The sequence below is a fragment of the Vibrio sp. Y42_MX_L11 genome, assembly GCF_024181785.1.
Lineage (GTDB): Bacteria > Pseudomonadota > Gammaproteobacteria > Enterobacterales > Vibrionaceae > Vibrio > Vibrio diabolicus.
This window is the reverse complement of record NZ_JAMZAP010000003.1, coordinates 325058-344235: the sequence shown is the minus strand read 5'-3', so window position 1 is coordinate 344235 and position 19178 is coordinate 325058. Positions and strand designations below refer to the sequence as shown.

Below are 19178 nucleotides of genomic sequence, written 5' to 3'. Positions count from 1 at the left end.
GTTGCCATTGTTGCCTGCATGAGAAAGATGGTTGTTATCTTAAATTCAATGCTAAGAGATGGTGTTATGTGGGATACAGATAGCCTCAAAAATTAACTATTGACGCCATAGTCTCTTGTTAGGTGAGGTAATACAGAATTTGGAAGGGATAAGGAAGAAACGGGAAGGCTACGGCCTGCCGGAAGGAGGGGCAGACCGAGAGCGCTTAACTATTGATATAGCCAGACAGCCAAAGCAAAAAAGCTTGGAGCCAAAATAGAAGTGATGATGCCGCATAAAACCAATGCGAGTGATGAGAACGCGGCATCAATGGGCTGTTTCTCTGCACATGTCGCGGTGCCTAAGGCATGAGACACGGTACCCATTGTTAGGCCACGTGCAATCGGGTGTTTAATTCCAATTAAGTTGTATATTGGGTATGCCAAAATCGCGCCCAATAAACCAACAATCAGAACCAAGATCGCCGCAACGGCAGCTTCACCACCGAGGTGACTCGAAATTTCCATTGCTATTGGCGTAGTGACGGATTTACCCACTAGACTCGCGATTAAACTGATATCCGCTTTGAAAGCGACTGCGATCAAGGTGGTTGTCATCATCGACATCACACTGCCTACTGTGCAAGCAAAAGTGATGATTCGCCAGTTTGCTTTAATCTGTGGTAGTTGTTCATATAACGGGTAAGCCAGAGCAACTACGGCTGGTTGAAGTAAAAAACTGATCCCTTCGTTATCCGCATAATACGTTTCAAACGGTACATTTAAGTAAGTAAGCAAAGGAATGAGCACTGCAATACTGATCAGCAAAGGATTTGCTAGAGGATTATTCACTTTGATTGCGATTTGGCGCGCGACAAGAAAAACCGCAATGGTAACAACTAACCACATATCAGTGCTTCTCCTTTAGCAAGTAGTCCAGCAGCCAAGCGAGGCTGACCAGTACAATGAGTGAGCCTCCAACTGCGCTAGCAATGATAGGGAGGGCATTAGCGAGTAACATATCGAAATGTTGCATTAATCCCACGCTAATAGGAACGAACAACAAAATCATGTAGCGGATAAATAGCGTGGCGCCCGGTTTGACCCAATCGACCTTTACAAGCCCAAGAGTCATGGAGAAAAACAGTACGAGCATACCGATGACACTTCCTGGGACGGAAACGCCAGTGAACTTTTGAATGGTAATTCCGATGCCAAGCGCCCCCATGATGAGGAAGATTGAAATGAGCAGTTGGATCAGTTGTAAGAATCGTTCTTTAATCATTTTGACAGTATATAAACAACAAGCACACCATAAGGTGCGCTTGTATTGGGAGGAGTTAAGAAGCTAAGCTCTCTACATAACGGTACACGGATTTTAATATCGCAATCTTCTTTTCGTCACTTTCATGTTCGTGAACTAAGTTTTCTAAATTCAGCATGTACTCTTCAATTTGGCTTTCAAACACTTCTCGACAGTGTAATGCCCAGCGTCTCTGTTCTTGCTCGTCTAATGTGCCTGGGAAGTTACGCGCACGATAGCGGAACAATAGAGGTTTAATGCGCTTGTCATCAAATTCAATGTCCAATGCGGCAAGATTGTTCGGGTCGGTTTCTCGAATGATATCCATGGCTGCGCGATCGGCCGGAGAGAAGAATCCGTCGTAAAGTTGCGTATCGACGTCATCACTTTTATCGAATTTACGCTCGACTGAAAAGAGGCTAATCAACTTTTCTCTAATTTCAGGATGCTGGCGCAACAAAGCGAGATTAGCGAGACATTGCTGGCGATCAATGCCAATAGACTCTGCATTTTCAGCCGTTAACGTTTTTGCAGGGGCGAGAATAGGGCATTTGTTCAAATGAACTAGTTTAACTGGCACTGGTAGCAATTCACCAAGATCTTCTCGCTTAGTGTAGAGTCTTTCGTGTAGCTCTTCTGCGGATAGCTCAAGAATAGGTTGAGGGTCTTTCGCTAAATCGATAGTGATAACAGCGTTGTTATTGGTTGGATGCCAAGCAACAGGCACAATCCAGCTAGTGTACTGGCATTCGCGCCCTAGCATGCCTGAAACGTGCATCAACGGCGTCATGTTGACGATGTCGACTAATTCATTGAGCTTGCGCTTTTGGCGCATAGAAAAGAAGTAGTCAAACAATTTTGGTTGCGCTGCTTTGACTTTTTTCGCCATTTCGATAGTCGCAATCACGTCTGCCATCGCATCGTGCGCGTTACTATGTTCTATGCCGTTAGCAACAGACAAGTGCTCTAATTTAAAACTAGTGAAGCCATCTTCGTTTTCTGGCCACTCTACGCCTTCTGGGCGAAGGGCATGGCACGCGCGTAATACATCGAGTAAATCCCAACGCGAGTTACCGTTTTGCCAACTCCATGCGTATGGATCGATAAAGTTGCGATAACAAGTATAACGTGTCACTTCGTCATCAAAGCGAATGCTGTTGTAGCCTAAACTGGTGGTATTTGGTTTCGCGAGTTCAGCGTGAATCTTAGCGATAAACTCAGGCTCAGAAAGGCCTTCTTGAACCGTTTTTTGCGGAGTAATACCAGTAATAAGCGCAGCTTCAGGAGACGGAAGATAATCAGCAGGTGGCTGGCAGTACATGACTAAAGGCTCGCCGATGATATTAAAGTTTTCATCTGTACGAACACCAGCGAACTGGCTTGGGCGATCTTTCGCGGGGTTTGTTCCCCATGTCTCATAATCAAAGAAGAAAAAAGTGGGCTGATTATCTTGGTGCATTCTGCTTACCGTTTACAAAACCGATGACAGTATTAGACCATTCAACGCCTTGACTAGCAACGAAAGATGCAAGTTGAATTTTTGAAAATGAAAAAAGCCGATGGCGAACCATCGGCTTGATATTTTACGTTTTATCGCTTTGGAAGGAATTTGAGTTCTATGCTCGTGTTTCTTCCAATGTTGCTTCACTTTCTGGTGACTTCAGCACTCGGCTAGCAATTGTACCCGCAGTCATTGAGCCTGAAACGTTCAGTGCGGTACGTGCCATATCGATCAATGGTTCAATAGAGATAAGCAGCGCCGCGATGGTCACAGGCAAGCCCATTGCAGGAAGAACAATCAATGCTGCAAACGTTGCACCGCCGCCTACACCTGCAATACCAAATGAGCTGATGGTGATAATCGCAATCAATGACAGGATAAAGTGCAGATCCAGAGGGTTGATACCCATTGTCGGAGCTACCATCACTGCCAGCATTGCAGGATAGATACCCGCACAGCCGTTTTGGCCGATAGTGGCACCAAACGATGCTGATAGGTTTGCAATCGCTGGTGGAACGTTAAGCTTAGTGATTTGCGCTTCTACGTTTAGTGGGATCGTTGCTGCTGAGCTACGAGATGTAAACGCGAAGGTCAGTACAGGCCAGATTTTCTTAAAATATTCCGCAGGGCTAACGCCGACAAACGAGACTAATACGCCGTGAACAACAAACATCAGAGCGATAGCAACATAAGACGCAACAATAAAGCCAAGTAGGTTTAGGATGTCGCCTGCGCTTGATGTCGCTACCACTTTTGCCATCAGTGCTGCGATGCCGTATGGCGTTAACGCCATGATCATCTTCACTAATCGCATAACGATTGATTGAGCTGCTTCTACGAAAGTACGAATCGGTGATTCCAACTCTGCTTTTTCCATCATCACCTTACGAGCGGCGATACCGGTTAATACACCGAAGATAACGACAGCGATAATTGAGGTCGAGCGAGCACCTGTTAGATCAGAAAATGGGTTGGTTGGAATGAAGCTAACTAGCATTTGAGGAATAGTCAGGTCACTTACTGTACCAGCACGGCTTTCTAAAACGGCGATACGAGCGGTTTCACGAGCACCTTCAGTTAACCCTTCTGCTGACAGGCCAAATGTTGTTGTCACCAAGATACCGATAAGTGCAGCAATTGCAGTCGTTACTAGAAGAACAGAGATGGTCAGGCCAGAAATTTTACCTAATGATCCACCTTTCTCCAATTTAACAACTGCAGAGATCATCGATACCAATACTAGTGGCATGATGACCATTTTCAGTAGACCAACGTAGCCACTGCCTACAATGCCTACCCATTCAAGTGTTTGAGCAATTGCGCTGTTGCCTTCACCGTGAATGAGTTGCAAAGCAAGACCAAAAAGAGAACCAGTAACAAGACCGATTAAAACGAGACGAGAAAGTGTGTGTTTCTTTTGTTGTTGGTTAAAAAGAAAGAACAATATGCCAACAAAGACGGCTAGAGAGGCTATCACTGCAAAATTCATAATCTGACCTTATCAACCTGCCGAAATGGCGGTTGTTTTTTATACGGGGTTTTATACGGATTTGTTTATGGGGCGTAAGATAACGCTCGCGATATAACTTTAAAAATGACAAACGGGTATTAGCTAGATCTAAAATGAATATAAAAACGAGATCTAAGTCGCGTGAGAGTGTGAATTAGCACGTTAAATGTACAAAATGGTTATTCGTAGTGATGCAGTAAGTCACGCATTTCTTGCCTTTGTAAGTAAACCACCGAGTCTTCTTGATAACTGAAAAGTTGATAAATCATCGCTTTGGCGACATCTTCCGCTCGAATAGGTAAAAAGTTGGACAGTTTGCCAAGCATGAATGGGCGAATTACCTTAAACAGAGTTTGCACTAACTTCTCGTCCGTTCTTGGGCTTTGACGTTGACCAACAAGCGGGCCTGGGCGAACAAACACGATTTCCTCAAAACCCATAGCTTCGATTCTTTGTTCCATTTGTCCTTTACAGGCTAAGTAATGGGATGGTGATTTACTATTTGCACCAAGGCTAGAAACAACCGCAAGGCGTTTGACTCCGATCGTTTTCATCTGTTGGGCGACTTTACACACCAGATCAACATCTACTCTACGTAAATTATCCTTACTGCCTGCTTGCTTAAGAGTTGTGCCTAAACAGATAAAGCCGATGGTCGGTGTTGGTTGGTTATCATCCCATTGGTGGATAGAGAGGTCGGCATCAATGAGAGGAACAAGCTTATTGTCCGCATCTAGGACGCCATCGAGTGGGCGGCGAGAAAGATAATATAAGGTACCAACACCTGATTGATTTATGAGGTTTGTAATGACTTTTGAACCGACTAAGCCAGTCGCCCCAGCGATGATGGCGCAGGTGTTGTTATCCATGTCCTTTCTCCTATATGGGAATATAGCCTAAGCTATTGTAGCGGATTTCAAGGAGTTACTTATAATCGAATGCTCGAAAGGTGAGACGCTCTGCGAACTCAGTAGACTTTCCTAACAGAAATCTGATTAGCGCTGCCCCAAGCGGATGCAAGGGTATACAATAGTGGACGCTCAAAACTGGGGCTGAGCAAGATTTCTTAATCAATGGAACACCTCTCACCCAGACAACATCAAAGGAACGTAAAAAATGGATGACTCTTTTGCAGCGGAGATACAAGCGCGCATAGATAACAAAACCAAACCCGTCGGTTCTTTAGGCTTATTGGAAAAGGTGGCACTACAGCTAGCTCTTATTCAAAGTCAGGATAAACCTCAGCCAGTTGATTCCATCGCTATCTGTAAACCGAGCATGCTGGTATTTGCTGGAGATCACGGCGTTGCAGAGGAGGGCGTAAGCATTGCGCCAAGCGAAGTCACTCAGCAAATGGTGGCTAACTTTCTCGCCGGCGGCGCTGCCATCAACTGTTTTTGCGACATCAATGGCATCCAACTCAAAGTAATAGATTGCGGCATGTTGGCACCTATTGATGTGCTGGTTCCAGAATTTAAGTCTCATCCAAACTTGGTTGAACAACGGTTGGGTAACGGTACGGCTAATTTTTCTAAACAATCAGCGATGTCCCCAGAACAAGTGGCGCTAGGTTTAGAGTATGGTGCGAAGATTGCTGAGCAAACCATTTTGTCTGGCTCAAATCTATTGATGTTCGGTGAGATGGGCATTGGTAACACCAGTTCGGCTTCCGCACTGTTATCGGCGCTGAGTTCATTAGATATTGATTATTGTGTTGGCGTTGGCACCGGAATCAATCAACAGCAGTTGAGCCGCAAATATAAACTGGTTGCACAGGGAGTAAACCGATGTCGAGGTCTTGATACTAAAGTGATTCTCGCACAGGTTGGAGGCTTTGAAATCGTACAAATGGTAGGCGCTTTTTTAGAAGCCAAGCGGCTTAAAACCCCAGTTTTAGTGGATGGATTTATCGTATCGGTTGCTGCGTATATTGCAACGTTGCTAGACGAAGAAGCACGCGAATACATGTTGTTTGCCCACCGCTCCGAAGAAAATGGACATAAGTTTGTATTAGAGTACCTAAAAGCAGAACCTCTACTCGATCTTGGTTTACGATTAGGGGAGGGAACCGGAGCCGCTCTTGCCTTACCCTTGTTAAAAGCTGCTGCCCAGTTTTACAACAAGATGGCGAGCTTTGAGAGTGCAGGAGTTACAGTATAGTGTCAGTCCCTGATAATTCTGAGAACGTCACGCCGTCATCGTTAAGATACCAGTGGGAGTTGTTTCTATTAGCTATCAGTTTTTTTAGTCGCTTACCCGTACCCCAAGCGTTGCCATACAGTGAAGAACGCATGAATCAGGCCGGACGTTATTTCGCGTTAGTTGGTCTCGTACTTGGAGCGCTTTGTGCTCTGGTATTTTCGCTCACCTCAATTCTTTTCCCAGAATCGGTTGCCATAGTATTAACAATGGTGTTTAGCTTATTGTTAACAGGGGCATTTCACGAAGACGGCTTGACTGATATGGCGGATGGCATTGGCGGTGGCATGACTGTCGAGCGACGCCTCTCTATTATGAAGGACAGCCGCATTGGCACTTATGGTGCAGCCACTCTCATTATGGCGTTATTGGCTAAGTATGTTTTTTGGAGTGAACTGGCTAACTTGCCGCAGTTTTGGTTGGTCATTGTCGTCGCTTATACCGCAAGCCGAGCACTAGCCGCGACGCTTATTTATGACATGCCTTATGTCAGTGACAGTGATACGTCGAAAAGTAAACCGCTGGCAAGTCGCCAGTCTTCTCTAGAAGTCTCCACTTTGTTGTTTACTGGTGGCATAACATTGCTTGTGCTTGGTATCACGCAGGCGATCTTTATATCGCTTGTTCTCGTGGTATTTCGTTTGATGTTCAAACGTTGGTTAATCAAGCGAATTGGCGGCTTCACGGGGGATTGCCTTGGCGCAGCGCAGCAGCTATCGGAACTGCTTGTTTATCTCACTATGATTGGGTTTTATCACATCTCATGAAGCAATTGATACTCGGTGGCGCGCGCTCTGGGAAGTCGCATTTGGCGGAAAAAACAGCCAAGCAATTATCGACCACTTCTCAATACTCATTACATTATGTTGCAACCGCGCTGCCATTTGACCAAGAAATGCGAGAGCGAATAGCGCATCATCAAAAGCAACGAGGGGGCGAGTGGCAAGAGTATGAATGCCCCCTTCATTTATCTGAGTTACTGACAAATTTCGCTAACACCGATGTTGTACTGGTCGATTGTTTAACCTTGTGGCTCAATAATTGGATATTTGAGTTAGGTGATGAATGTTCCAATGAGAAGCTAGAAGCAGAAATTGAAAAGCTTATACAGGTGGTACGTGGCTCAGATGCGACGTTAATATTCGTCTCTAATGAGGTTGGAATGGGCATTGTGCCTTTGGGGGCGGTTAGTCGTTACTTTGTGGATAATGCAGGACGGATGAATCAAAAACTAGCCAGTGTTTGCCATCGTGTTACCTTTGTTGCTGCTGGTTTGCCGTTGGTTCTTAAAGAGTAGGATGGAACAAAATGAAAACACTCAATATCTATCTTGTGCGTCATGGAAAAGTAGATGCTCCACCAGGGCTCCATGGCCAAACAGATGTAAAAGTTACGCCTGCTGACCAAGAAAGCATTGCTCGGGCTTGGATCGAGAGTGGACGAGGTGTGGGTGGAGTGATTTGTTCTCCTCTTTCACGTTGTCAAGAACTGGCAAATATAATTGCTGAACAGCAATTATTACCAGTAATGACGGATGAATCTTTACAAGAGATGGCATTTGGTGATTTTGATGGTGTGCCTTTTGATATGCTCACTGAACAATGGAAAAAGCTAGATGCTTTTTGGCAATCGCCAGCACAACACACGTTGCCGAATGCTGAGAGCTTAAGCACATTTTCTGAGCGCATATGTCGCGCTTGGTCTCAAATCATCAACGATATCAATGACAATCTACTTATCGTCACGCATGGTGGCGTCATTCGTATGATTCTTGCTCATGTATTGGAGTTAGATTGGCGTAACCCCAAGTGGTATTCGACGTTGTCGATAGGAAACGCTTCTGTCACGCATATAACAATTACCATAGATGAGCAAATTTACGCCACGGTGCGTTCGATTGGCGTACCTCTTTTAAATCGTTAACTTATAACAATTAAAATGCCCAGAGCGATATTGCTTATGGGCATAGTCACGGAAGATGTCAGTGGAAGCCCATCTGCTAGATGCAGGAAGCGAAAATTGACTCAGTTACATAAAAAGGAAATATAGAAATGACAACGCCGAGTTGGGATTTGTCCATCGTTTATAACGACCTTTCTGACCCACGAATTCAAGACGATATTGCTCTTGTGGAACAATGTATTGATCTTTTGAAAAAACAATCAGCAGATTGTTGCAACGTAGAGATCATGCAAAATGCGATTTTGACCAATGAAGCCGCGAGTCGTTTAGCGGGTACAGTTGCAAATTTTGCGAGTTGTTATGCTTCTGTTGATGCAACAAACGCCGAAGCGAAATCGTTACTTGGTAAAATGACCCGCATCTTTTCGGAGCTTTCCCAAGCGTTCAGTCCCTTTGATTTGACATTAACTCATGCCGACGAAGAGTTTATCTTGCGCGTGTTAGACCATGAGAATCCTGATATCAGTGGGCAAGCTTTTTCTATCTTGAATTCTAGAAAGTTGGCGGATACTCGTCTTAGCAACGCAGAAGAACAGTTACTGGCTGCGATGAGTGTGGATGGCAAATCGGCTTGGGGTAACCTATACGATAACCTGACTGGCTCATTGAAAGTGAAGCTTGAGTACACAGATGGTAATAGTGAAGAGCTTGGGTTTTCTCAAGCGGCAAGCATTCTTTATGGTTCTGAATTCGAGCGTCAAGAAGCCGCGTGGCGAGGCGTACAAGATGCAATGCAAACGCACCAAGAATCATTCGCTGCGATTTTGAATGCGTTAGCAGGATGGCGCTTAACTGAAAACAAAAAGCGTTCTACGAAGCGTGAAGTTCACTTCCTAGAGCCGAGTTTGCATGGTAGCCGAATCCAAGCTGAAACTTTAAATGCGATGATGACAGTCGCCAAAGACAGTCGAGCTATTGGTCGGAAAGCAGGTTTATTGATGGCGCAAGTACATGGTCTGGATGAGATGAAACCTTGGAATCATCTGGCGGCTATGCCTGCTTTGAGCGGTGAAGCGAAGGTTTACGACTTTGATGAAGCGATTGATGTTATTTGTGAAGCATTTGAAACAGTAAACCCTGAGATGTCGGAGTTTGTCCGTTTGATGGTACAAAACGGATGGATTGATGCTGCCCCTAACGCCAACAAGCGTCTCGGCGCATACTGCACCAAACTGCCAGCAACGCGAACACCACTTGTGTTTATGACTTGGAGTGGCAGTCGCTCAGACCTGATGACTCTTGCACATGAACTTGGCCATGCGTTCCATAACTGGGTTATTCGTGATTTGCCACTTTGCCAAACTTACTATCCAATGACGTTAGCAGAAACCGCCTCTATTTTTGCAGAAAACATCGTTCGTGATCATTTGATTTCGAAAGCGGAGAGCGTCGATGAAAAGCTAGAGATGTTGTGGGAAGAGTTGTCATCTGCGCTAGCTTTAATGATCAACATTCCGGTCCGCTATGAGTTTGAGAAATCGTTCTATGAACGCCGCCAGGATGGAGAGTTTACCGCAGATGAATTCTGTGAGTTGATGTCTGAAACTTGGAAAGAATGGTATGGCGACGTAATGAGCGAGCCGGATCCGTACTTCTGGGCAAGCAAGTTACATTTTTCTATCGATAGTGTGAGCTTTTATAACTACCCATACCTATTTGGTTTCTTATTCAGCAAGGGTATTTATGCACAGCGAGAAACCAAAGGCGAAGCGTTTTACACCGATTACATCAATTTGCTGCGCGATACTGGCTGCATGATGGCGGAAGATGTTGTCGAAAAGCATCTATCGATGGATTTAACTCAACCAACGTTTTGGCAGCAGAGCGTTGAGCTAGTGCGTGACAAAGTCGATGAGTTTGAGCGTTTACTCGCACAGCGCGGCTAAGTTTTTCGCAGTGTTGATGCATAATCTGCTTTATAGCTACAAAAATTTGATCAAATCATAATGATCTTAATCAGGGCTGTGGTAAAGTTCACAGCCCTAACACTTTGTAATTGTTTAAAAATTAAACGCCTCAATGCTTGATTTGAGTGCCTGGCGCGAAAAGGTATCGGATTTTCGAGGGAAATAGTGATTTCTACTCATAAGTGAGATCGCAGCAACAAAAATCCTTTGTACAATTTATTAACATACCCGCCGTGCTATTAAGGAGTAACGCATGACGAAGTCTCTCTTTCGCCAATCGTTTTTAACTGACACGTTAGATGTTCATATCGATGTTGCACCAGCGGAGCAGGTGCTTTCTAACGGTGTAAAACTTAAACTCTATCAGCGTGGTGTATTAGAAGTAATCCCTGCGAATTATACTCAGGATACGAAGAACATCATCATCTCTTGTGGGGTTCACGGAGATGAAACCGCACCGATGGAGCTGGTGGATTCCATTATTCAAGACATAGAATCTGGGTTCCAGACGGTCGATACCCGTTGTCTGTTCATTATCGCTCATCCAGAATCCACTCTGGCGCACACGCGATTCCTTGAAGAAAACCTCAACCGTCTGTTTGACGAAAAAGAACACAAACAGACAAAAGAGCTTGTCATCGCTGATACGCTAAAGCTGCTTGTTCGCGATTTCTATCAGGATACCGACCCGACAACACGCTGGCATCTTGATTTACACTGCGCGATTAGAGGTTCGAAGCACTATACGTTTGCAGTAAGTCCTAAGACTCGTCATCCTGTGCGAAGCAAGGCATTAATCGATTTCTTGGACAGTGCACACATTGAAGCTGTGCTCTTGTCAAACTCACCATCGAGTACGTTTAGCTGGTACAGTGCCGAGAACTTTGGTGCGCAGGCTCTGACAATGGAGCTTGGTCGTGTGGCTCGTATTGGTGAAAATGACCTCGATAAATTGACTGCGTTTGATTTGTCTTTACGTAATTTGATTGCGGAAACGAAGCCAGAACACCTACCAAAACCATGCATTAAATATCGCGTAAGTCGCACAATCGTTCGCCTGAACGAAGACTTTGACTTTATGTTCGACGACAATGTTGAAAACTTCACTTCATTTGTTCACGGCGAAGTGTTTGGTCATGATGGCGACAAACCATTAATGGCGAAGAACGAAAACGAAGCGATTGTCTTCCCGAACCGCCATGTCGCAATAGGTCAACGTGCAGCTCTGATGGTTTGTGAAGTGAAAACCCGTTTTGAAGAGGGCGAGTTGGTTTACGATTAATCCAACATTGCTTTGAGAAGTTAATTGCAATTTACCGAGGCTTAACTGTAAGGTTAAGCCTCGTTTGTTTTTATCGGCCGCTATGGATTTTCAACAACTTATCCTGAACAAGGAACGACGCTGGCAACGTAACCTGATGGTTATGTCGATCGTGCTCGCTGTACTCTCTGCCATCCACTTGATGGTCGGAGAAATTTTCCTTTCTCCTTTTCAATCTTTATCTGCATTTGAACATAAGCTACTGGTGGACTTGCGTTTACCGAGGTTGGTGTCTGCGGCAATTATTGGTGCTGCGTTAGCGGTATCTGGCGCGACGTTACAAGTGTTGCTTGGGAACGTGTTGGCTGAACCAGGCGTACTCGGTATATCTGGTGGTGCAAGCTTAGCAATGGTCTTAATCATGTTCGCGTCACCTGTTCTTCCTACCCCGATTGTTTTTATGTTGGCAGCGGTTGCAGGCTCGATGTTATTCACGTTTGTTTTGGTGGCGATAGCAAGGGCAATGCACCTGACGACGGCTCGATTGCTTTTGGTTGGGGTCGCATTGGGTATTTTATCGAGCGCGATTGTGACGTGGGCATTTTACTTTAGTGATGATCTCAGTTTACGCCAACTGATGTATTGGTTAATGGGCAGTATTGGCGGTGCAAGTTGGTATCAACATACCGTTACTTTGGTGATGTTACCGGTGCTTATCTGGTTATGTTGTAAAGGCAAGTCGCTTGATAAATTGATGCTGGGTGAGATTCATGCGACCCAATTGGGTGTCGACGTGCATCAAATGCGTTGGAAATTGATCCTCGCCATTTCTGTTTTGGTGGGTAGTTCAGTCGCTTTGGGTGGCATCATCAGTTTTGTTGGTTTGGTGGTGCCGCACTTGTTGCGTTTGGCTTTTGGTACGGAAAACCGTTATTTATTGCCACTTTCTGCAATATCTGGTGCTGCGTTGCTTGTATTTGCTGACATCGGCGCAAGACTGTTATTGGACTCCGCAGAGTTACCTTTGGGTGTCATGACAACATCGATTGGCGCACCTATTTTCATCTGGATGCTGGTGAAGAGTCATGATGCACGTTAAACATATGTCGGTTGGTAGTCGATTATTGCCTCTTTCTTTTGAGTGCAAAGCTGGCGAAATCGTACATGTCGTTGGGCCTAATGGTTCCGGTAAGAGTACTTTATTGGCTGCGATTTCTGGTACGTTAAGTCACCGAGAGGGTATGAGTGGTGAAGTGTACGTTGGCAACAAAAACTTGCTTACTTTACCGTTGTCAGAGCAAGCTCATGTTCGAGGTTATTTGTGTCAGCAATCGCGCCCAGCGTTTAATGTTGATGTGTTTCAGTATCTCGCTTTATCTCTGCCAAGTGGTGCTGAGATTGCGGATATCAAAGTGCGTGATGCCGTCAATATGGTGGTGGAGCTGGTACAACTGCAAGATAAGCTTCATCGCAGTATTCAAACATTATCCGGTGGTGAGTGGCAGCGTGTCCGATTAGCAGGTGTATGTTTGCAGGTGTGGCGTACCATTAATCCTTTTTCGCAGTTTTTAATTTTGGATGAGCCAGCAGCACCGTTAGATATTGCGCAAGAGGGTCTGCTCTATCAATTGATTAACGCTATGGCGGCGCAGGGAATTGGAGTATTGGTTGCTAATCACGATCTCAATCGCACATTAAAGCACGCAGATAAAGTATTGCTGCTTAACAACGGTGTGCTGCACTCATCAGGAAATGCCGATACTGTGCTAACGGAAGAAGCGCTCGGGGAAGTGTTCAATACTCAAGTCAAAAAGGTCATCGTAGATGAGCAACCTTATTTAATCTTTGATTAGTATTTAAGGGACAATAAAAAACGACCTTCTTGAGGTCGTTTTTTTAATCGAGATAGCCACACTCAACGCTTACTGAGTTAGCGGTTTTAGATCTGCTGGGCGGTAGTAAACAGATTTGAGTACTTTACCTTTACGAATGGTTTTACCTTCCGATACGAAATCTTCGGCGCATTTCGCGATAATGTATTCACCTTTCTGCACCGCCATCAACTTGATGCCTTGTTCCGCGTAGAATGCTTCTGTTTCTGAGTACTCTTGCTCGTTACGGCATACTTTGCTCATGTTGCTTGAGTGTACTTCATCCCAGCAAGGAATAAATTCGATACCACGGTTTACTGCAACGTTTAATAGAAGATCAATTAAGTAGCTGATCGCTAGGTTGTCTTCTACTTTGCTGTGGCCAAGATGAACGAGACGGCCCATTAATACATACACGCTGTCTACGATGGCATCTGCTTGCTCAGTTTTACAATCTGCTTCTGCTAGCTCTGTTAGCTCTTCGATCGCCAAAGAGGTGTGTAGTGTATCTGCTTGTGCATCAAGGCTTGCAGCGTCTGCGACTGGTAAGTCGAACGTACTACGGAACTCGGTGATATCACGGTATAAGTGATCAAAAATCTCTTGGGTTAGCTTTGACAGTTGCATTCTAATTTCCATTGAATCGATTGAAGCGGCAATGATACCAAACCGCACTTTGAACCCCAAGGGCATTGCATCTAACTGGTGATAAATCTGCCTTTGGGTAATGGTGGAGCTTAACGAAATAGGTAAGGAAACAGCTTTTTACGTTCTTCCTCTGAAAGGGCGGAAACACGAGCGATGTTCGTATCGGGAATGGATTCAGGATCAGGATAGTGTTTTAGTACCTTTTCCATACTCTCTTCGCGAATCAAATGGAAGATCGGGTAAGGAGAACGATTGGTTAGGTTTTCGTCGTCTTCAGGCCTTGCGCCGCCAAAACAGTAATCTGGATGGAAAGTCGCTACTTGGAAAACACCTTCCCAGTTTTGCTGCTTAATTAATCCTTCAACCCAATCGATATAAAAGTTGTAGTCCCAGAAATCTTGTAGCATGTTGGGAACCACAACCAACGTGGTCTCAAGTTGTTCTGGCTCTGTGTTACTCAGCTCAATCAGCTGCAATAAAATATCTTCAAGAAGCGCTTCTTCTTGAGTCGCTTCACTAACAAAGATTTTGATTTGTTTATTACGTTGCGGTTTGGCAGCAAACGGACAAAGGTTGAGTCCGATTACCACATCGTTGAGCCATTGATCGACCTGTTGAGTGATCGCTTCGATATCTGTGTTTTGTGTTGAACGCGTTGACATACGACTTTCTGGTTTTTATTAAAGTAGCGCAAGCATAGCAGAGTTGGTTATCCAAGTAACCAGAGAGGTATTACGCAAATGAGCGTACCTTAGCTACTCTTTAAACTCGCAGCGTCAGGTGTTTGGTCAGTATGCTTTCTTTCGGCAATGTGTTTCAAATACGCAATCGCAGCAAACATCGCTAGGTAGACGGCGCTTCCCCCCATAAGAACACTCGACCAACCTCCATGCTGCCAACAATAAAGAAGCAAGAATCCTCCTAAGCTACCGCCTACGTAGTAGTGTACTAAGTAGAGCGCTGTCGCGGTGGCTTTGGCGCGAGTGGCATTCTGACCGACCCAACCGTAGGCGAGGGTATGAGTAAAGAAGGCACCAAAACTTATCAGCAACAACCCAAATAGCATTGCAGTCAAGCTTTCAACCGCAGCAATCCACATCCCCGTCATGCTCACTATCGCGCCTAAGAACATACCGAGGATTGATGAATAACGTTTACTCCAGTGGCCTGCACAACGAGAGGAGAAAGTCCCTCCCAAGTAACAAATAAAGATCAGTGAGGCCAACCCGACGGGTACATTGTGAGGTTCACTCACCAGACGGAAACCCATTACGGAATAAAGGTTGACGAACAAAGCAAAGTTGAGTCCTCCTATCAGCATCGCGAACCACACGCGTTGGTTTTTAAAATGACCAATAAGCGCACGATTTTGATGGCGCAAACTGCTTGATGACGGGGTGAAGTTGCGCTGTGTTGGCAATAAATAGTGAACACCAATGACACCAAGAAGAGTGAACACCATCATAACTTCAATGGCGACATCAACACTGAAATTGTCCGCCAATAAGCCGCCGCTAATACGCCCTGCAATACCGCCTAATGAGTTAGCCGCAATGTACGTTCCAATTGCCATCGAGAAAGCGTGCTTGTCGAGCTCTTCTGCCATGTAAGCCACGGCGACCGCAGCAAAAGCCGCGAGCGCGACCCCGATCAGTGCTCGACATACCACCAAAAACAGGAATGAGTCACCAAACAGCATCAAAGCGGAAAGGGTAGGAATCGAAAACAGGCCGACCATCATAACTGGCTTTCGTCCCACTGATTCTGATAACACAGCCATTGGGACGAGGCTAAAAGAGAGAGCCAGTGTTGAGGCCGCAAATAGCCAGTTCACTTGTGTTTCTGAGATCGTGAAAATTTGGGCAAAAGTGGGCAGCATTGGCTGTAGTAGGTATAAATTTGAAAAAACCAAGAAGGAACCAAGCGCTAGCGAGAGCGTAATGCGTTTGTATTCCGGTGTGCCAAAACTGACCATGAATCCTGCCTAATGTGAGCAAATGGAGAGACTGTGATCAATCTATCAGTTCGTTGTAAATTAAAAAAATATATTAAAAATATGGACACCATATATTTTTGATCTAATGGAATCGAAACAACTTAAACATTTTCTGGCGGTCGCTGAACATGGAAACATTACCCATGCGGCGAAAGCCCTGCATATTGCCCAGCCCGCATTAAGCATTTCTATCAAAAAGTTTGAGCAGTCTTTGGGCGTTACCCTATTTCGCCGTGATGATAAAAAAATCAGCTTAACGAAAGAGGGCGAAACGCTACTTGTACATGCCAAGCGGGTGATTCAACAGTTGCACGACGCGCAGCTCGCGATTGATGAGTTGAAAGGTTTAGCGAAAGGCGAAGTACGACTCGGGACGCCATCAATGATGGGCAGTTATTTCTTTCCACGAATTGTGATGGCGTTTAAGAGCCAGTTCCCGGAGTTAAAATTGACCTTGGTCGAAGCTGGGACTCAATCGATTCGTCGTATGCTGCTTAATGGTCAACTCGATATCGGTGTGATCAGTTGTGATAACGTGCCTGATGACCTAGAAACTGACCATTTGTTTACTAGCCAAATGGTCGCCGTTGTTTCACCTGAGCATGAGTTAGCCCAGCGAGAATCTCTTACTTTTGATGAGTTCTTTGAACACGATTTGGTTATGTTTCAGCATGGCTATTTTCACCGTGAATTTTTGGATCAGGTGAGTGAGGAGCATGGGTTTACCATGAAGTCATCATTCGAAACCAACTTACTGCCTTTGATTTTGAGTATTGTGAAACAAGAGTTTGCGATTACCGCGTTACTGGAATTGGTGACCCAACATGAGTCAGGCGTTGTTGGCGTGCCGTTTGAACCACCAGTGACGCTGGATCTGGCACTTGCTTGGCGCAAGCAGGGGTATTTATCAATAGCAGATCGAACGTTTATCGACTTTATCAAGCGCTACGTTTAAACGCAGCGCAGATTCATTGTTCGAGCACTAGTCGCCTTTGTACATCTTCTCGAAGTTCTTTGGGTTCCAGCCAATCATTACCCGATCACCAATTTTTAAAACTGGCACTGAACGAGCACCAAGCGCATCAAGTTCTTTGCGACCGCGTTGCATCTTAGCATTGCACAAACGATAGTTAATATTTTTCGAATCCAGATAACGTTGAGCATCTTTGCAGTGAGGGCATTTGTCTTTGACGTAAAGGACGACACGTTTCATTGAGTTTCTCTCCATTATCATTGGGAGGCGAAGTTTAACGACCTTTCACCATAAATGAAAGGCGAAAGCTAAGGTGAAACTGTCCTTTATCTCAGGTATATTGAGCGCCTTTATTTTGTCATAACAGACGTTAATTCTATGCATCCGTCACTTCGATACATTCAAGGCTACCCACAAAACATCGTAGAGCAGGTGAGCTCATTGATAGCGAGTGGCAAGTTTGTTCCTTGGTTCGAAAAGCGTTATCCCGATAGGCACCAAATCAAAAGCGAAAGGGCGCTCTATGAGTACGCCATGGCAATCAAAAACTGCTACATGAAGAAAGCCGCGCCAATCAGTAAAGTTGTCTACGATAAGAAAATTCACGCGGTAAACAACGCGCTTGGTTTGCACAGTGTAATCAGTAGAAACCATGGCGGTAAGCTGAAATCGAAAAACGAGATTCGCATTGCCAATGTATTTAAGGATGCGCCCGAGCCACTATTAAGAATGCTGGTGGTACATGAGTTGGCGCATACTCGTGAGAAAAACCACGACAAGGCGTTCTATCAGCTATGTTGCTATATGGAGCCTGAGTATCACCAACTCGAATTTGATGCTCGTTTGTTTATGATTTACCTCGATTTAAAAGCGAATTTGAATGAAGAACAATAATCACAACGCGAAGCAAGCAAAGCCAAAGACTTCAAAGGCGGCTCAGAATAAAGACGCGAATAAAGCCAAACCGAAGCGTGTTAAAGACAAAGTTGCGCGCAAATCCCCGCAGCCTGCAGGAAAGAGCGAAGTCGAGTTCATAAAAATAGCGAAGAATGGTTTGCATGAGCGTAATGTTCATCGAGGTCGTTACGATTTTAAAAAACTCGTGGAAAGTGAACCACAGTTAAAGCCATTCGTTATCAAAAATCCGAAAGGGGAAGACTCCATAAACTTCTCTGATTCTAACGCTGTCAAAATGCTCAATAAAGCATTGCTTGCTGCGTATTATGGTATCGAGTTCTGGGACATTCCCGACACCTATCTTTGCCCACCGATTCCGGGCCGCGCTGATTACATTCACCGAGTGGCAGAACTACTTGATAGTGAAGTAAAAGGTCAGTACGCGCACCAAAAAGTGAAAGCGTTGGACATTGGCGTGGGAGCAAACTGTATTTATCCGATTGTTGGTGTAACAAAATACGGTTGGCACTATACGGGCAGCGATGTCGATCCAAAATCCATCCAATCGGCTCAAACGATCGTAGAGCACAATCGTGTTTTGACGGGAAAAATTGCACTGGTACAGCAACACAATGATGCCAATATTTATCTAGGTATCATTCAACCGAATGATCGTTATGATGTGACGACATGTAATCCGCCATTCCACCGTTCGGCGGAAGATGCCGCTATGGGCAGCCAGCGTAAAATCGATAATCTAAAAGCAAACCAGCGTAAGAAAGGGCTAAAACCTCAAACCGCACCAGTAAAGACAAGTAAGCCCGCGTTGAATTTTGGCGGTCAAAACGCTGAATTGTGGTGTGAAGGTGGAGAAGCGGCGTTTATCCGAAAAATGGCGAATGAAAGCCAAGCTTTTGCCGCGCAGGTCTTGTGGTTTACAACACTTATATCCAAAAAAGACAACGTTCGCCCGATGCGCAAGCAGCTTGAAAAATTGGGTGTGAAAGCCATTCGTGTGGTTGAAATGAGTCAAGGGCAGAAAGTGAGCCGCTTTGTAGCTTGGTCATACATGGATAAGCAACAGCGCAAAGCATGGATTGAACTAAAGTAACGTTGACCGTTTCACACTGAACAATAAAGTAGGAAGCCCGCTGATATCAGCGGGCTTCTAT

Annotated in this window: 20 protein-coding genes; 11 read left to right on the top strand and 9 right to left on the bottom strand. The window is 45.0% G+C overall.

The genetic code is table 11. The annotated features are described in order from the left end of the window. Nucleotides 1–209: 209 nt before the first annotated feature. From NL643_RS05305 to NL643_RS05285, 5 genes are all read right to left on the bottom strand, one after another. On the bottom strand, nucleotides 210–887 hold the full coding sequence (locus NL643_RS05305; RefSeq protein ID WP_005377888.1) for an LrgB family protein: 678 nt from the start codon (nucleotides 885–887) through the stop codon (nucleotides 210–212). A gap of 1 nt (nucleotide 888) precedes the next feature. Further along, nucleotides 889–1263 carry a CidA/LrgA family protein gene (locus NL643_RS05300; protein WP_005397786.1) on the bottom strand — a complete coding sequence of 125 codons (375 nt, stop codon included), beginning with the start codon at nucleotides 1261–1263 and terminating at the stop codon, nucleotides 889–891. A gap of 55 nt (nucleotides 1264–1318) precedes the next feature. After that, nucleotides 1319–2740 carry an exodeoxyribonuclease I gene (gene sbcB, locus NL643_RS05295; RefSeq protein WP_005397785.1) on the bottom strand — a complete coding sequence of 474 codons (1422 nt, stop codon included), beginning with the start codon at nucleotides 2738–2740 and terminating at the stop codon, nucleotides 1319–1321. Nucleotides 2741–2897: 157 nt separating this feature from the next. Beyond that, entirely contained in the window at nucleotides 2898–4271 is a 1374-nt protein-coding gene (locus NL643_RS05290; protein WP_253644048.1) for an L-cystine transporter, read from the bottom strand. 200 nt (nucleotides 4272–4471) lie between these two features. Continuing rightward, nucleotides 4472–5161, bottom strand: a complete 690-nt coding sequence (locus tag NL643_RS05285) for an NAD(P)H-binding protein (protein WP_005397784.1) — start codon at nucleotides 5159–5161, stop codon at nucleotides 4472–4474. A gap of 247 nt (nucleotides 5162–5408) precedes the next feature. Between NL643_RS05285 and cobT the strand changes: the two genes are divergently transcribed. From cobT to btuD, 8 genes are all read left to right on the top strand, one after another. After that, nucleotides 5409–6452, top strand: a complete 1044-nt coding sequence (cobT, locus tag NL643_RS05280; protein ID WP_253644047.1) for a nicotinate-nucleotide--dimethylbenzimidazole phosphoribosyltransferase — start codon at nucleotides 5409–5411, stop codon at nucleotides 6450–6452. After that, the gene (locus NL643_RS05275) at nucleotides 6452–7258 is read left to right on the top strand and encodes an adenosylcobinamide-GDP ribazoletransferase (RefSeq protein WP_124008766.1); all 807 of its coding nucleotides are present in this window, start codon (nucleotides 6452–6454) and stop codon (nucleotides 7256–7258) included. Before cobT ends, NL643_RS05275 begins: the two co-directional genes overlap by 1 nt. Further along, complete coding sequence (gene cobU / locus NL643_RS05270; protein WP_253644046.1) at nucleotides 7255–7788, top strand: bifunctional adenosylcobinamide kinase/adenosylcobinamide-phosphate guanylyltransferase; 534 nt, start codon at nucleotides 7255–7257, stop codon at nucleotides 7786–7788. The genes NL643_RS05275 and cobU overlap by 4 nt, the downstream gene beginning before the upstream one ends. A gap of 11 nt (nucleotides 7789–7799) precedes the next feature. After that, complete coding sequence (gene cobC / locus NL643_RS05265; RefSeq protein ID WP_167426668.1) at nucleotides 7800–8414, top strand: alpha-ribazole phosphatase family protein; 615 nt, start codon at nucleotides 7800–7802, stop codon at nucleotides 8412–8414. A 128-nt stretch (nucleotides 8415–8542) separates the two neighbouring features. Next, nucleotides 8543–10339, top strand: a complete 1797-nt coding sequence (locus tag NL643_RS05260; protein ID WP_253644045.1) for a M3 family oligoendopeptidase — start codon at nucleotides 8543–8545, stop codon at nucleotides 10337–10339. Nucleotides 10340–10613: 274 nt separating this feature from the next. Continuing rightward, nucleotides 10614–11642: a succinylglutamate desuccinylase gene (locus tag NL643_RS05255; RefSeq protein WP_005377878.1), complete on the top strand. Its 1029-nt coding sequence runs from the start codon at nucleotides 10614–10616 to the stop codon at nucleotides 11640–11642. Between the two features lie 82 nt (nucleotides 11643–11724). Continuing rightward, nucleotides 11725–12720, top strand: coding sequence for a vitamin B12 ABC transporter permease BtuC (gene btuC, locus NL643_RS05250; protein ID WP_253644044.1), 996 nt, complete (start codon nucleotides 11725–11727; stop codon nucleotides 12718–12720). Then, nucleotides 12707–13474, top strand: a complete 768-nt coding sequence (btuD, locus tag NL643_RS05245) for a vitamin B12 ABC transporter ATP-binding protein BtuD (protein ID WP_082245220.1) — start codon at nucleotides 12707–12709, stop codon at nucleotides 13472–13474. The genes btuC and btuD overlap by 14 nt, the downstream gene beginning before the upstream one ends. Before the next feature lie 69 nt (nucleotides 13475–13543). On the opposite strand, the gene NL643_RS05240 is transcribed toward btuD, so the two are convergent. The 3 genes from NL643_RS05240 to NL643_RS05230 form a co-directional block, all read right to left on the bottom strand. Continuing rightward, nucleotides 13544–14119, bottom strand: coding sequence for a nucleoside triphosphate pyrophosphohydrolase family protein (locus NL643_RS05240; RefSeq protein ID WP_005397767.1), 576 nt, complete (start codon nucleotides 14117–14119; stop codon nucleotides 13544–13546). Nucleotides 14120–14229: 110 nt separating this feature from the next. Continuing rightward, complete coding sequence (locus NL643_RS05235) at nucleotides 14230–14802, bottom strand: DUF1415 domain-containing protein (protein ID WP_054867352.1); 573 nt, start codon at nucleotides 14800–14802, stop codon at nucleotides 14230–14232. A gap of 89 nt (nucleotides 14803–14891) precedes the next feature. Next, nucleotides 14892–16115 carry an MFS transporter gene (locus tag NL643_RS05230; protein WP_085343191.1) on the bottom strand — a complete coding sequence of 408 codons (1224 nt, stop codon included), beginning with the start codon at nucleotides 16113–16115 and terminating at the stop codon, nucleotides 14892–14894. A 106-nt stretch (nucleotides 16116–16221) separates the two neighbouring features. Between NL643_RS05230 and NL643_RS05225 the strand changes: the two genes are divergently transcribed. After that, nucleotides 16222–17091, top strand: a complete 870-nt coding sequence (locus tag NL643_RS05225; protein WP_054866061.1) for a LysR family transcriptional regulator — start codon at nucleotides 16222–16224, stop codon at nucleotides 17089–17091. 27 nt (nucleotides 17092–17118) lie between these two features. Here NL643_RS05225 and NL643_RS05220 read toward each other — a convergent pair whose 3' ends face one another. Continuing rightward, nucleotides 17119–17349: a glutaredoxin family protein gene (locus NL643_RS05220; protein WP_005377871.1), complete on the bottom strand. Its 231-nt coding sequence runs from the start codon at nucleotides 17347–17349 to the stop codon at nucleotides 17119–17121. A gap of 138 nt (nucleotides 17350–17487) precedes the next feature. Here NL643_RS05220 and NL643_RS05215 point away from each other — a divergent pair, with 138 nt between their 5' ends. Both NL643_RS05215 and rlmF read left to right on the top strand, forming a co-directional pair. After that, nucleotides 17488–18003 carry a M48 family metallopeptidase gene (locus NL643_RS05215; protein WP_047008672.1) on the top strand — a complete coding sequence of 172 codons (516 nt, stop codon included), beginning with the start codon at nucleotides 17488–17490 and terminating at the stop codon, nucleotides 18001–18003. Next, nucleotides 17990–19117 (top strand): 23S rRNA (adenine(1618)-N(6))-methyltransferase RlmF, encoded by a 1128-nt coding sequence (rlmF, locus tag NL643_RS05210; RefSeq protein ID WP_253644043.1) that lies wholly within the window; start codon nucleotides 17990–17992, stop codon nucleotides 19115–19117. Before NL643_RS05215 ends, rlmF begins: the two co-directional genes overlap by 14 nt. Nucleotides 19118–19178 lie beyond the last annotated feature (61 nt).